This window comes from Pantoea sp. UBA5035 (assembly GCF_002415245.1).
Taxonomy (GTDB): Bacteria; Pseudomonadota; Gammaproteobacteria; order Enterobacterales; family Enterobacteriaceae; genus Pantoea; species Pantoea septica.
In genome coordinates this window covers 1-13,887 of the sequence record NZ_DICD01000028.1, presented here as the reverse complement: position 1 = coordinate 13,887, position 13,887 = coordinate 1, and the positions used below count along the sequence as shown (strand labels likewise).

Annotated in this window: 15 protein-coding genes; 6 read left to right on the top strand and 9 right to left on the bottom strand. The window is 59.8% G+C overall.

Translation table 11 applies throughout. The features are described from left to right. Positions 1 to 53: 53 nt before the first annotated feature. A complete protein-coding gene (locus B3229_RS19370) occupies positions 54 to 929 on the bottom strand; it encodes an SMP-30/gluconolactonase/LRE family protein (protein ID WP_286874197.1) in 876 nt (291 codons plus the stop codon). 263 nt (positions 930 to 1,192) lie between these two features. On the opposite strand from B3229_RS19370, the gene B3229_RS19365 reads away from it, so the two are divergent. After that, positions 1,193 to 1,321 carry a hypothetical protein gene (locus B3229_RS19365; RefSeq protein WP_255351578.1) on the top strand — a complete coding sequence of 43 codons (129 nt, stop codon included), beginning with the start codon at positions 1,193 to 1,195 and terminating at the stop codon, positions 1,319 to 1,321. An 81-nt stretch (positions 1,322 to 1,402) separates the two neighbouring features. Here the strand turns inward: B3229_RS19365 and B3229_RS19360 are convergent, their stop codons facing one another. The 4 genes from B3229_RS19360 to B3229_RS19345 form a co-directional block, all read right to left on the bottom strand. Next, a complete protein-coding gene (locus B3229_RS19360; RefSeq protein WP_033753614.1) occupies positions 1,403 to 1,684 on the bottom strand; it encodes a membrane lipoprotein lipid attachment site-containing protein in 282 nt (93 codons plus the stop codon). A gap of 252 nt (positions 1,685 to 1,936) precedes the next feature. Next, complete coding sequence (locus B3229_RS19355; RefSeq protein ID WP_286873583.1) at positions 1,937 to 2,740, bottom strand: hypothetical protein; 804 nt, start codon at positions 2,738 to 2,740, stop codon at positions 1,937 to 1,939. A gap of 10 nt (positions 2,741 to 2,750) precedes the next feature. Further along, entirely contained in the window at positions 2,751 to 3,203 is a 453-nt protein-coding gene (locus B3229_RS19350) for a universal stress protein (RefSeq protein ID WP_048784887.1), read from the bottom strand. A gap of 6 nt (positions 3,204 to 3,209) precedes the next feature. Next, complete coding sequence (locus B3229_RS19345; RefSeq protein ID WP_033753624.1) at positions 3,210 to 3,995, bottom strand: IclR family transcriptional regulator; 786 nt, start codon at positions 3,993 to 3,995, stop codon at positions 3,210 to 3,212. Positions 3,996 to 4,141: 146 nt separating this feature from the next. Here B3229_RS19345 and B3229_RS19340 point away from each other — a divergent pair, with 146 nt between their 5' ends. From B3229_RS19340 to ypdK, 3 genes are all read left to right on the top strand, one after another. Beyond that, positions 4,142 to 5,749 (top strand): MFS transporter, encoded by a 1,608-nt coding sequence (locus tag B3229_RS19340; RefSeq protein WP_048784889.1) that lies wholly within the window; start codon positions 4,142 to 4,144, stop codon positions 5,747 to 5,749. 4 nt (positions 5,750 to 5,753) lie between these two features. Next, a complete protein-coding gene (locus B3229_RS19335; RefSeq protein ID WP_048784891.1) occupies positions 5,754 to 6,782 on the top strand; it encodes an HlyD family secretion protein in 1,029 nt (342 codons plus the stop codon). Positions 6,783 to 6,982: 200 nt separating this feature from the next. Then, complete coding sequence (ypdK, locus tag B3229_RS19330; protein ID WP_152904249.1) at positions 6,983 to 7,054, top strand: membrane protein YpdK; 72 nt, start codon at positions 6,983 to 6,985, stop codon at positions 7,052 to 7,054. Between the two features lie 40 nt (positions 7,055 to 7,094). On the opposite strand, the gene alaC is transcribed toward ypdK, so the two are convergent. Both alaC and B3229_RS19320 read right to left on the bottom strand, forming a co-directional pair. Next, positions 7,095 to 8,330: an alanine transaminase gene (gene alaC / locus B3229_RS19325; protein WP_033753634.1), complete on the bottom strand. Its 1,236-nt coding sequence runs from the start codon at positions 8,328 to 8,330 to the stop codon at positions 7,095 to 7,097. A 118-nt stretch (positions 8,331 to 8,448) separates the two neighbouring features. Then, positions 8,449 to 8,973, bottom strand: a complete 525-nt coding sequence (locus B3229_RS19320) for a GNAT family N-acetyltransferase (protein ID WP_286873576.1) — start codon at positions 8,971 to 8,973, stop codon at positions 8,449 to 8,451. A gap of 259 nt (positions 8,974 to 9,232) precedes the next feature. On the opposite strand from B3229_RS19320, the gene B3229_RS19315 reads away from it, so the two are divergent. Both B3229_RS19315 and B3229_RS19310 read left to right on the top strand, forming a co-directional pair. After that, positions 9,233 to 10,924 (top strand): sensor histidine kinase, encoded by a 1,692-nt coding sequence (locus B3229_RS19315; RefSeq protein WP_048784897.1) that lies wholly within the window; start codon positions 9,233 to 9,235, stop codon positions 10,922 to 10,924. Continuing rightward, on the top strand, positions 10,921 to 11,646 hold the full coding sequence (locus B3229_RS19310) for a LytR/AlgR family response regulator transcription factor (protein WP_286873573.1): 726 nt from the start codon (positions 10,921 to 10,923) through the stop codon (positions 11,644 to 11,646). Before B3229_RS19315 ends, B3229_RS19310 begins: the two co-directional genes overlap by 4 nt. A 99-nt stretch (positions 11,647 to 11,745) precedes the next feature. Here the strand turns inward: B3229_RS19310 and glk are convergent, their stop codons facing one another. Together glk and B3229_RS19300 are read right to left on the bottom strand one after the other, a co-directional pair. Beyond that, positions 11,746 to 12,711 (bottom strand): glucokinase, encoded by a 966-nt coding sequence (glk, locus tag B3229_RS19305; protein WP_033753641.1) that lies wholly within the window; start codon positions 12,709 to 12,711, stop codon positions 11,746 to 11,748. Between the two features lie 157 nt (positions 12,712 to 12,868). Continuing rightward, positions 12,869 to 13,887, bottom strand: a 1,019-nt coding sequence (locus B3229_RS19300) for a thiamine pyrophosphate-dependent enzyme (protein ID WP_286873570.1), incomplete at its 5' end; no start/stop codon positions are given.

The window sequence follows — 13,887 nt, the reverse complement described above, 5'->3', positions numbered from 1 at the left end:
AGCGCGGGCGCCATGGCGCCCGCGCCTTTATGCGCTAAGTGATGACCTGCGCGTTATCCCGGAAACAGCGGCTCCGCAATACCCGCTACCTCCACCTCTACTGCCAGAATATCTCCTGACTGCGGATAGCGCGCCAGCTCCTCTTCGGTGCGGTCCTCGCGCGAGCTGGTGATATAGAGCGTTTTCAGGTCAGGGCCGCCAAAGGCGACCATAGTCGGCCAGCGCACCGGCAACGTAATTTCATCAACAATTTGCGCGCTGACGGGATCGATACGCACGATGCGTCCGCCGTCGAACTGCGCCGACCAGTAAAAGCCTTCGCTGTCGACCGCCGCGCCGTCCGGCAAGCCGCCTGCGGCGTCGAACTGGCGGAAGATCTCCCGCGCGCCCGGCTCGCCGTCCGCATCGAGCGGATAGCGATAGAGCACTTCATTCGGCGTATCGCTGTGGTACATCCAGCGGCGATCGGGCGAAAAGGCGACGCCGTTGGAGATCTTGATGTCGCGCGCTTTCACCTCCAGCTCCAGCGACGGCGTTACGCGGCACAGCAGCGCGCCGTTCTTATCCTGCGGCTCCCACAGGCTGCCGCACCAGAAATTGCCCCAGGGATCGACGCGCCCGTCGTTAAAGCGGCTTTTCGCCGCCTCGCCTGGGTTATCAGCAATTTTACGCAGCGGTCTGCCCTGCTCATCCAGCAGCCAGACGCCGCTGCGCAGCGCCGCAATCACTCCGCCCTGCTCGCGCAGGCCGATACACCCGACCTCTTCCTGCTGCGGAAAGCTCTCCAGCGCGCCGCTGCGCGGATCGAAGCGGTGAATGGCGGGCGCCAGAATATCCACGCACCACAGCACCTGTTCGCGCGCCGACCAGGTGGGGCACTCGCCCAGCTCCGCCTGCAACGCCAGTACATTTTTTACTTCAGGCTTCATCATCGCTCCTTTTTATTTCGCATCAGCATACTTTAGTCTGAATCCGCTCCACCGGGTAAAAACGTCGCGTTTGCTTTTCAGAATTGTCTTGCCGATAATCGTTTTTATTCAGCCTGTTCCGATAGGCTTATTTAATGTCCCTCTACTGATACTTGGCGCTGAAATATTCGGTAATATCTCTCTAAATAACTCTACATTCACTGCATCATCACTCCACTATTCCGGCGTAATGTCGTACCTATCGGAAAAGAGGAGAACTTTCTGTGAAAAAAATCGTTAAAGTTGCCACCGTTTTTGCCGTTATCTCTATGCTGAGCGGGTGCATTATCGACAGAGGTCATGGCGGCGGCTGGCATCACGGCGGCGGGCATGGCTGGCATCATCACCGCTAAGGGCAAAGATTTCACACAGCATAAAATAATAAAATAAAAAAAGGGCGGGATATTACCCGCCCATTTTACTATTTAACTCGATTAGCTTTTCAGCGCATAGTTACACTGAAACCAGCTGGTTTTCAGCCCAGGAATATGGCTCTCCTGCGGCGTTAGCGCTTCCACCTTATCAAATCCTTTCTTACCGCAATAATCTGCCAGATCCAACTCCATCGCATCTCGATTTAATTTCTGCGGATCGTAACGGTACTGCACCGTATTTGCGCTCGGATCTTCATCAACGCGTTCAAAGCCCCCGGGTTTGCTGACGCTACAGCCAGTCAGCAATAACAGCGCCGTCGCGCCGACGATAATTGATTTCATTTTTCTTTCTTCCTCTCGTTGCTGCGGCAGTTTAAGCCGCAGCGCTGGCGCCGGCTATCGGAAAACTGCCCAACTTAATGCTACAAATGTAAGTTTTCACCGATTAAAGTGATATTACCAAACGGTTATCTCTATCACTAAAAGGGTGAGAAGATGCCTTCAGACAAAACAGCGTCTGCATCACACCAGGTGATATCAAGAAGACATTCAGATTGATTTTATGCCCGTGCTGAGCGGGCTTTTTTTCGCCTGTCAGCCAGAGAGAGCCACCATTCTACGCAGCAGATTCGCGGCGTGTTTGTCCGGCAATGCGAGGATGGCGCTGTAGAGATCAACGGACATGGCGCACATAGAGGAGCGATCGACCGCGGTGTCGGCAGGCATATTGAGCTGCTGCAGCTTGTCGCCCCACTTCTTATAGAGCGTCGCCACGATACGCTGCAGATCCTGCTGCGCCTGCGGCTGATCCACCGGCAAATCGGCGCCGCGACTCGATAATAGCAGCTGCTCCATCGCCGCGGCGTCCTCGGCATTGAGCGTCGGCGACAGCGTTTTCGCCAGATTAACTCCGCCGCTCACCTGCGGATAAAGAAAGCGGAAACAGAGCTGCGGATCGCGCTGATCCAGCGCCTGCATCGCATTGACCGAAGCGCGAATATAGTTGACCACGGCCGCATCCGGCGCGCGCATCAGCCGCTGATTAATCAGGTCGGCCAGCCAGCCGCGCAGTTCGCCCGTCGCCTGCTGCGGCATTTCGCCAGAACGCAGCTTGAGCTGCAGCTCCTGCACCAGCAGCTGCCACAGCGCCGGCTCCTGCGTTTGCAGCACGCGGTAGCCCGGCGTTTGCGCCAGATAGTCAATCGCCGCCTGGCGCTGGGCAGCATGCTGCTGCTGTGGCTTCAGCCAGCTGAACCAGAGCAGGTTCGCCAGCAGCAGCGGCAGCAGGAACAGCACGACGCCCTGCCAGGCGCGCAACCGGGTGGTTTTAATCAGAACGACGATGATAAGCGCCAGCAGCGCAAAGGCGGCCAGCGTGACGATCCACAGCGAGGTCATGCTAAGTTGCTCAATCCTTACGAACGTCGATTAATACCGGGCAGTGGGCGCGCTCGATCACCGCCGCGCTCACCGATCCCTTTAGCAGACGGTTAAAAGAGGAGAGATGACGCCGTCCCATAATGATCATCTGCGCGTTGAGCTGGTGCGACTGGGCGACGATGGTATCCGCCGCTTCGCCCGCAACGATCAGCCCGCGCGCGTCAACCCCAGCGCGCAGCAGCGGCGCCAGCGCGTGACGCACCACCAGCTCGGCGGTGTTCTGTTCATCCTGCGCGGCGGCGAAATCTTCCGGATCCTCGCCGGCGGCGATATAGACAGGCTGGTTGCAGGAGGAGTACGCGGGATCGACGCAGCAGAGCACCACAACCTGCGCCTTGTGCGCCAGCGCTTCCTCTATCGCCGTGGCGATCACCTTCTGGGCAACCGGCGAATTATCAACAGCCATCAGCAGTGTTTTCATCAGAGTTTATCCTTCAACAGCGGCAGTTTTGCCGATTTCGCGTATCAGCGCCTCTTTGCATCTGAGCATCTCTTCACGGTACGCCGCTTCGTTTTTCTGAAAACGCGACGTGGGCACCAGCAGAGAGACGGAGAAACGGCCGAATAGCGTATCCAGCGCCACCGCCATGGTGGAGATGCCTTCAAGGGTTTCGCCGCGATCGTAGGAGATGCCGGTTTTACGCACCTCATGAATCAGCGCCATCAGCTGCGGCAGCGTTTTGACGGTTTTATCCGTTAGCTCGCGGTAGGCTTCGCCCACCATCAGGCGCACGTCGTCGTCGCACTCCAGCGCCAGCAGCGCGCGGCCGCCGGAGGTGCTGTAGAGCGGCAGGTTCAGCCCCATGCGCGGCACCACGCGCAGTTCGCGCGACGCCACCACGTGGTGAATGATAGTCAGCTGCGTGCCGCTGGCGCGCGACAGCGAAACCGTTTCATTGGTCGCCGCGCAGAGCGCTTCCAGCTTGGGTCGCACCAGATCGACGACGTCGGTATGCACGCTGGAGATCAGTTTCAGCAGCGCCGGACCAAGCCGCAACCCGCCTGCGCCGCTGCTGCGCACCAGCTGGGCGTTATCGAGCGCGGCGACGATGCGCTGCACCGTGGAGCGCGGCAGATCCACCGCCTGTGCGATTTCGCCCAGGCTCATGCCGCCGGGGTGCTCTCCCAGCGCGTTAAGAATTTTTGCCGCGCGGGCGATCACCTGGATACCGCCCGATTTTTCATCCTCGCGACTGGATGGAAGTTTTGCCATGAGTCGTCCTTTTCAGCTGCCCTACTCTACCGCGAAAAAGGCACGATTTACAGCATGTACCACATTGCAATACAGCATATCGAAATGTAAAATCGCAGCCTGTATCACATCGCAATACACTGCATCATAATAATGAGAAACCTGCTATGAACGCTCAGCCTGCTGCTGCTGCGCCGACGCCGCACCCCTTTACGCTTCGCCTGGCGCTGGGCCTGGTCGGCGTGCTTATCGCCGCATTGACCTCGGGTCTTAACGACCGCGTCACCGATATCGCGCTGGCGGATATTCGCGCCGCCATCGGCGTTAGCTACGACCAGGGCAGCTGGATCGTCTCGGCCTATCAGGCCGCCGAAGTGGCGGCGATGATGATTGCGCCCTGGTTTGCCGTTACCTTCTCGCTGCGCCGCTTTTCGCTAACGGTATCGACCGGCTTTATGCTGTGCGGCATTCTGCTGCCGCTGGCGCCTTCGCCCGGCTGCTTTATCGCCCTGCGCGTGCTGCAGGGGCTGTTCGGCGGCGCGCTGCCGCCGATGCTGATGACCGTGGCGCTGCGCTTTCTGCCGCCGCCGCTTAAGCTCTACGGGCTGGGCGGCTATGCGCTCACGGCCACCTTCGGCCCCAATATGGCCGCCTCGCTGGCGGCATTCTGGACGGACGACGTCAGCTGGATGTTTGTCTTCTGGCAGGTGGTGCCGCTGATGCTGATCGCCATGCTGCTGTTCGGCTGGGGTCTGCCGCAGGATCCGCTGCGCCTCGAGCGCTTTAAGCAGATCGACCTGTTCGGCATGCTTACCGGATGCAGCGGCATGGCGCTGCTGGTGCTGGCCCTCACCCAGGGCGAACGGCTGGACTGGTTCGAGTCGCCGCTGATCGCCGCCATGCTGCTGGCCGCCGCGCCGCTGCTGCTGGTGTTTCTGATCAACGAATGGTTTCATCCGCTGCCGCTGTTTCGGCTGCAGATGCTGTCGCGCCGCAATCTGACGCACGGCCTGCTGGCGCTGGCGACCGTACTGATCGTCTCGCTCTCCGGCTCGGCGCTGCCCTCCGCCTATTTCGCTCAGGTTGAGGGCTTCCGCACCCTGCAGTTCGCGCCGCTGGCGTTAACCGTCGGTCTGCCGCAGCTGCTGATTGCGCCGCTGGTCGCCGCGCTGCTGAATATCCGCTGGATTGACTGCCGCTGGATGCTGGCGGCGGGCGTCGCCTTGCTGGTGACCGCCTGTCTGCTCGGCGCGCAGATCACCAGCGACTGGGCGCGCCAGAACTTCTGGACGCTGCAAATGTTGCAGGCGTTCGGGCAGCCGATGGTGATCCTGCCGATTCTGATGAGCGCCACCAGCGTGGTGGCGCCGCCGGAAGGCCCCTTCGCCTCGGCGATGTTTAATACCGTGCGCGGCTTTTCCAGCGTCGCGGCCTCGGTGCTGGTGGAAGTTTTCCTTAGCCACCGCGAGAAGGTCCACTCCAACATTTTGCTGGACCAGGCGGCCAGCCGCCCCTGGCTAATGAGCGCATCGAGCAGCGCCGACGCCAGCGCCAGCCATCCGCTGCTGATGGACGGCAGCGTCAGCAGCAGCGAGAACCTGAGCGGTTTCGCCACCCTGGTGCGTCATCAGGCCACCGTGCTCGGTCTCAGCGACAGCTGGCTGCTGCTGATCGCGTTCGCCGCGCTGCTATTACTGCTGACTGCCTGGCTGCCGAAGCGCGTCTGGCCGCCGCAAACCCTGATTCAACCTGCCTCTTCGACATCGAGAAAATAAGATTATGCGTGCTTTAGTAATGAGAAAAACCGTGCTGCTGAGCCTGTTGTTGCTGGTTTTGCTGGCCATCGCGTTTTTTATCTGGTCTAGCCTGACCGGCAACGATCACCGCACCAACGACGCTTACGTCAACGCCGACTACACGCTGGTGGCGCCGAAAGTGTCAGGCTATATCGCCGAGGTGAAGGTGCAGGATAACCAGCAGGTGAAAGCGGGCGACGTGCTGGCGACGCTGGACGATCGCGACTACCGCGTGGCGCTGGAGAGCGCCGAGGCGGATCTGCAGGTCAGCGAGGCGAAACTGCTCAGCAGCCAGGCGCAGCTGGAGCAGCAGCAGTCGGCCATCGAGCAGTCAAAAGCGACCCTGGCGGCCAGCCAGGCGACCGCGCAGTATGCTGGTCAGAACGCCGATCGCTATAACCGCCTGTATAAAAGCGGCATTATCGCCGCAGACGACCAGCAGAAGGCCAGCTCGACCCAGCGCTCCGCCGCGGCGACGGTGCGTCAGAGCCAGGCGGCGGTGGCTTCCGCGATGAAAGAGACAGGCGTACTGCAGGCGGCGGTGCGTCAGGCGCGGGCGGACGTGGCGGCCGCGCAGGCGAGCGTGGATCAGGCGCGTTTGAACCTCTCCTATACGCGCATCGTCGCGCCGGTAGATGGCATGGTGGGCCAGCGCGCGGCGCGCGTCGGCGCCTACGTTTCCGCCGGGACGCGGCTGCTGGCGGTGGTGCCGCTGCAGCAGACCTATATCACGGCGAACTTCCTGGAGACGCAGCTCAGCGATGTGCGCCAGGGACAGCGGGTGCAGATCGCCATTGATGCGCTGCCGGGCAAGCATTTCACCGGCCATGTCGACAGCATCGCGCCCGCGACCGGCGCGACCTTCTCGGCAATTTCGCCCGATAATGCGACGGGTAACTATACTAAGGTCGTCCAGCGCCTTCCGGTTAAAATCGTGCTGGATACGGACCAGCCCGACCTGTCGCAGCTGCGGGTTGGTATGTCGGCGATCCCGGAGATTGAAGTAGAGTAAAAACGTGATGAATCTCTCACACTGGTGCTATTTATTTTAGGATCAATTACGCGTAAATTAGCGTTCGATCCTGTTCTGAGTTACTCGGAACGACCTGAGAAAATGCCTGAGGCGATGATGACCTGATGCGTTTTTCTCATTCTGTTCGCGTTGCGCTGGCCTGGGATCGCTATCGTCGTAACCGCTCAGAGGAGTTGTTTGTGAAATACGCCTTGATGGGAATCTCTTTCTTTGTGCTGCTTTGGCTCGGCACATTCGTGCTGATGCTGTAGCGCCAGCCAGGGGGCGACAGTGCTGTCGCCCCGCTTTGCTTTACTCTGCTTCTTCTACCGCTTTTACGCTGCCCGGCAAAATGCCGTCCGCGCGAAACATCGCCTTAATGCCCCGCACCGCCTGCCGAATGCGATCGCTGTTCTCTATCAGCGCGAAACGCACATGGGTATCGCCGTAGTCGCCGAAGCCGACGCCCGGCGACACGCACACCTTCGCCTCCTGCAGCAGTTTTTTGGCGAACTCCAGCGAGCCGAGCGCGGCGTAGCGATCGGGAATTTTCGCCCAGACATACATTGAGGCTTTGGGGTTATCCACCATCCAGCCCGCCTCATGTAGCCCTTTCACCAGCACGTCGCGACGACGCTTGTACTGCTCGGCGATGTCGCGCACGCACTGCTGATCGCCTTCCAGCGCGGCGATGGCCGCCACCTGCAGCGGCGTAAAGGTGCCATAGTCGTGATAGCTTTTGATGCGCGCCAGCGCGGCGACCAGCTCTTTGTTGCCCACCATAAAACCGATGCGCCAGCCCGCCATGTTGTAGCTTTTCGACAGCGTGAAAAACTCCACCGCCACGTCGCGCGCGCCAGGCACCTGCATAATCGAAGGCGCTTTCCAGCCGTCGTAGACGATATCGGCGTAGGCGAGATCGTGCACCACCAGCACGTTGTACTGTTTCGCCAGCGCGATAACCCGTTCGAAAAAGTCCAGCTCGACGCACTGCGCGGTGGGGTTCGACGGAAAGCCGAGGATCATCATTTTCGGCTTCGGATAGCTTTCGCGGATCGCCCGCTCCAGCTCGGCGAAGAAATCGACGCCCGCCACCAGCGGCACCGAACGCACCTGTGCGCCGGCGATCACCGCGCCGTAGATATGAATGGGGTAGCTGGGATTCGGCACCAGCACCGTATCGCCGTGATCGAGCGTCGCCAGCATCAGGTGCGCCAGCCCCTCTTTCGATCCGATAGTGACGATAGCTTCGGATTCAGGATCGATCTCTACCTGATAGCGCTCGGCGTACCAGCGCGAAATGGCGCGGCGCAGGCGTGGAATGCCGCGCGAGGTTGAGTAGCCGTGCGTGTCTTCACGCTGCGCCACCTGGCAAAGTTTTTCCACGATATGCGGCGGCGTAGGGCCGTCAGGATTCCCCATCGAGAGGTCGATGATATCTTCGCCGCGCCGACGCGCAGCCATCTTCAACTCAGCGGTAATGTTAAACACATAGGGGGGAAGGCGATCGATACGCGAGAAACGACGGGGTGTGCTGTTGTCAGCCATAGTGTCCTCTTGAATACGTAAGCGCCCGGACCGTCCGAGCGACGCAGGTCACAGCCGTGACCGAAAAAAGACCTTAACGCGGCGGTCGCGCGCTTGTCGAGAGGAGAATAAAATTTTTTTAATCTGCGAGATTCAGACGACCAAATACCCAATCGTTCACCCATTCGCCGTTTAGCAGATAATTATCCCGCAAAGTCCCCTCAAGCACATAGCCATTCTTCTCCAGAATACGCCGCGACGCCACATTTCCTTCTACCACCATCGCCTTGAGCTTATGAAAACCCGCCTTCAGTAGAAAGTCGCTCAGCCCGGCCAGCGCTTCGCTGCCGTACCCCTGGCCGCAGAACCGGTGCAGCAGCATATAGCCGACCTCCGCCTGACGATAAGGCTGCCATTCCGGGCTGCAGCCGAACAGGCCGATCGGCTCGCCGCTGTCGCGCAGGCGCGCCACCACGCAGAGCATATGAAAACTGCTGACCTGCCAGGGCGCGAGGCGTTCGTTGAAGCGCTGGCGCAAATCCGCCTCGTCAGGAATTTCGCTGACCCAGGTCATGGTGGCCACGTCTTCATGCACGGCACGGAACAGCAGCCAGTCTTCGGGCTTAAGGGTGGTGAGGGTAAGACGCGGCGTGATTAACTGCATGAAATTACTCCCGGTGCAGATAGCCATAACGGCTGTCTGAATAAAAAAACACTATCGGCTCACCGCCAGCGGCGAATGAAAAACCTTCCCTGTTTTACGACTCAGGTTTCCCCTTTTTACCATTTCAGCCATGAAAATTGATCCACAACATGAAGGAAGCGCTCACTCTTTTTGCACACTGGCGCATCGCGATCACATTTTTTATCATAGGCCTCTCTCTGTTATGACCTGAAGGCTGGCTGTGATCTCTCACTTCGATATGCTGCTGGCGGTGTTTGACCGCGCCGCCCTGATGCTGATCTGCCTCTTCTTCCTGACCCGCACCCGGCTTTTCCGCCAGCTGCTGCAAAAAGATGAACATGCGCCGCTGGAGAAAGCGGCCGTTATTGCCATTTTTTCGCTGTTTGCGCTTTTCAGCACCTGGTCGGGCATTCACGTCGACGGCTCGCTGCTGAACGTGCGGGTGATCGCGGTGATGGCCGGCGGCATCCTGTTTGGTCCCTGGGTCGGCATCGTCACCGGCGCGATCGCCGGGCTGCACCGTTTTCTGATCGACATTCACGGCGTCACCTCGGTGCCCTGCCTGATCACCAGCATTATTGCGGGCTGCGTGGCCGGCGCCATCAACCGCCGCGTGCCGAAAGCGCAGCGCTGGCGCGTCGGCATCATCGGCGGCATGCTGTGCGAAAGCCTTACCATGCTGCTGATCGTGCTGTGGGCGAAGCCGATGTCGCTTGGCCTGTCGATTGTGTCGGAAATTGCGCTGCCGATGATCCTCGGCGCGTCGAGCATCGGCCTGATTGTGCTGCTGGTGCAGAGCGTCGAAGGCGAAAAAGAGGCGATTGCGGCGCGGCAGGCCAAGCTGGCGCTGGAGATTGCCAACAAAACGCTGCCGCTGTTCCGCGACGTCAACAGCGACTCGCTGCGCCGCATCTGCACCATTATCTGTGACGATATCAACGCCGACGCCGTCGCCATTACCAACAAGACCCATATTCTCGCCTACGTCGGTTACGGCGAGCAGAACTACCAGAACGGCGACGACGGCATTAGCCCCACCACCGCGCAGGCGATGGCCACCGGAAAAATCATCATCAAGAACAACGACGAGGCGCATCGCACCAGGGATATTCACTCGATGATCGTTATTCCGCTGCGCGAGCAAGGCAAGGTCACCGGCACCCTGAAGATTTACTACCGCCGCGCGCACCGCATTACCGGCTCGCTGAAAGAGATGGCGATCGGCCTGTCGCAGCTGATCTCGACCCAGCTGGAGGTGTCGCGCGCCGAGCAGCTGCGCGAAATGGCGAATAAAGCGGAACTGCGCGCCCTGCAGAGCAAAATCAATCCTCATTTTCTGTTTAACGCGCTGAACGCCATCAACTCCTCTATCCGCCTTAATCCCGATACGGCGCGTCAGCTGGTGATTAATCTTTCCCGCTATCTGCGCTACAACCTTGAGCTTAACGACGACGAGACAATCGATATCAAACGCGAGCTGTGGCAGGTAAAAGATTATATCGCTATCGAACAGGCGCGCTTTGGCGACAAGCTGACGATGATCTACGACGTTGACGACGATCTGCACTTCTCATTGCCCAGCCTGCTGATCCAGCCGCTGGTGGAGAACGCCATCGTGCACGGCATTCAGCCCTGCCGCGGCAAAGGCGTGGTGACGCTGAGCGTTAAGGCGTGCGGCGATCGGGTGCGTATTGCCGTGCGCGACACCGGGCCGGGCATCAGCGACGAAGTGATGCGGCGCGTGGCGAATAATGAGATGCCGGGCAATAAAATCGGCCTGCTGAATGTGCACCACCGCGTCAAACTGCTGACCGGCCAGGGGCTCGACATTACCCGGCTGCAGCCCGGCACCGAAATCGCCTTTACCCTGAGCAAAAGCGGAGAGTTGCTAACCGAATCACCGCTTGCCGTCGCGGAGAGCGTGCAATGAAAGCCATTATTGTCGAAGACGAATTTCTGGCGCAGCAGGAGCTGAGCTGGATGATCCAGCAGCACAGCAAGATAGAGATCGAGGCCTGTTTCGACGACGGCCTGGAGGTGCTGAAATATTTGCAGCAGCATCGGGTCGACGTCATTTTTCTCGATATCAATATACCGTCGCTGGACGGCATGCTGCTGGCGCAAAATATTCACCAGTTCGCGCAGCGGCCGCTGATCGTGTTTATCACCGCCTGGAAAGATCATGCGGTAGAGGCTTTCGAGCTGGAAGCCTTTGACTATATTCTCAAGCCCTATCACGAAGCGCGCATCGTCACCATGCTTAACAAGCTGGAAGCGGTCGGGCAGCAGCAGAGCGTCGCCCAGACGCCGGTCGACCACGGCCCGCAGACGGTGAATCTGGTGAAGGATGAGCGCATTATCGTGACCGACATTGACGATATCTATTACGTGGAGGCGCATGAGAAGCTGACGTTCGTCTATACGCGGCGCGAAGCCTATGTGATGTCGATGAGCATCAGCGATTTCTGCGCCCGTTTGCCGGAGCAGCGCTTTTTCCGCTGTCATCGCTCTTACTGCGTGAACCTGAGCAAAATCTCTGAGATAGAACCCTGGTTTAACAATACCTACCTGCTGAAACTGCGCGATCTGGCGTTTCAGGTGCCGGTCAGCCGCAGCAAAGTAAAACGCTTTCGCGAGCTGATGCGCCTGTAGAAAAACAGTTCGCGCCAGCACGCATTAATGCCAGCCAGCAGGTGATATGAAGCGGAGAGCAAAAGCAAAAAACGGCCCGAGGGCCGTTTTTGAAAAGAACTACAGAATACGCCCCAGCGTCTGCCGCAGATGCGCGCCAGCGCCCAGCAGGCCAGGCTGATCGTGGGTGATCATATAGACCGGAATGCGGGAAACGTAGTCGCGGAAGCGCCCTTTATCCTCAAAGGCGGCGCGGAAGCCGGAGGCCTTAAAGAACTCCAGGAAGCGCGGCACGATGCCGCCGGCGATATAGACGCCGCCGAAGGTGCCGAGATTCAGCGCCAGATTGCCGCCAAAACGTCCCATAATCACGCAAAACAGCGACAGCGCGCGACGGCAGTCGGTGCAGCTATCGGCGAGCGCGCGTTCAGAGACATCCTTCGGCTTGAGGTTTTCCGGCACGCGGTTGTCCGCCTTCACGATAGCGCGGTAGAGGTTCACCAGACCGGCGCCGGAAAGCACGCGCTCTGCGGAAACGTGGCCCAGCTCGGCGCGCAGCACTTCCAGAATCAAATCTTCCTCATCGCTGTTGGCGGCGAAGTCGACGTGGCCGCCCTCGCCTGGCAGGCTGACCCAGCGACGGTCGACGTGCACCAGATGGCTGACGCCCAGGCCGGTGCCCGCGCCGTAAATCGCGATAGGCTTATCCTTTACCGGCTCGCCGCCGCCGAACTGAATCACATGCTCCGCCTTCAGCATCGGGATCGCCATGGAAACGGCGGTGAAGTCATTAATGATTTCAAGATGATCGAAGCCAAGGCTGGCTTTCATTTTGCTGGTGGAAAAAGCCCAGTCATGGTTGGTCATTTCGACCCAGTCTTCCGTGATAGGACAAGCAATGGCGATGCAGCCGTCTTTAACGTTTTGCAGCTGCTCGCCAAGATAGTGGCGGATGACGGCTTCAAGGCTGTCATAATCTGAAGTTGAGAATGTTTGGGCCTGGGAGATGCTGCCGGTTTCCACCTCACACAGGGCGAGTCGGGCGTTGGTGCCGCCGACGTCGCCGACCAGGGCATAAGTTGTCATTCTTTTGTTGCTCCGCTTGGGGTCCCTAAGATGCAGGACACTATAAAAGTCTGCCGGTAAAACAACAACGCTCGCCGCGACAAAAGACGAGCGTTGAAGGTGGTGAGCACAGCCTACCCGTCCGGCAAGCCGCTTGACAGCGGCAACACTCCGAATCTTACCCTCCGTTGCGTTGCGCGAGGCAAGCCGTCACTTTATGCAACAGCGGCGGCAGATCGTCTTTAGGCATCACGACCTCGACCAGCGTCAGGTAGTCGGGCGCCTGCAGACGCGCCATTACCTCATCCAGCTGCACACATTCAGTGACGCGCCAGCTCTGCGCCTGTCCATGCAGACAAAGCGCCTGCGGCAGCGCGGTCCAGTTCCACTGCGCGATATCATTATAACGCTGCGTTGCGCCGTGGATGGCGCGCTCCACCGTATAGCCCTCGTTGTTCAACAGGAAAATAATCGGCGTTTGCCCGTCGCGCAGCATCGATCCCAGCTCCTGAATAGTCAGCTGCGCCGAACCGTCGCCGGTAATCAGGATCACCCGCTGTGCGGGCGCGGCGGTCTGCGCGCCAAAGGCTGCCGGTAGAGTATAGCCAATGGAGCCCCAGAGCGGCTGCACCAGCAGCTGCGCGCCGGTGGGCAAGCGCAGCGCCGCCGCGCCGAATGCAGCGGTGCCCTGATCGGCGAGAATAATGTCGCCCGGCTGGAGAAAGCGCTGCATCGCCTGCCAGAAAGCGCTCTGGCTGATATCGGCGCCAGCATCCGCCGTCTCGACCGGCTGCACCTGCGGCGCCAGCGCCCAGCCCTCGCCGTAGCGCGCAAACAGCGCCTCCAGCTCGCTTAGCGCATCCGCCATGTTGAGCGGCCCGAAGCGCTCCCCGGCAACGCTGGCGGCGAAAGGCTGCAGATCGATCAGCTGTGAGGCGGCAAAATTCTGGGTAAAGCCCGCCGTCAGAGTATCGGTGAAGCGCACGCCGACGCAGATTGTTACATCGGTCTGCTCAATCAGCTCGCAGATGCCGGGCTCGCTGCCCGCAGCGGCGTAGGTGCCGACGTAGCCCGGCTGGCGCTCGTCCAGCACGCCTTTGCCCATCAGCAGCGTGGCGCAGGGAACGGCGCGCAGCCGACGCAGCCGGGCCAGCGCCGCCTGCTGCCGCCAGCGCGCGGCGAGAAAATCAGCCAGCA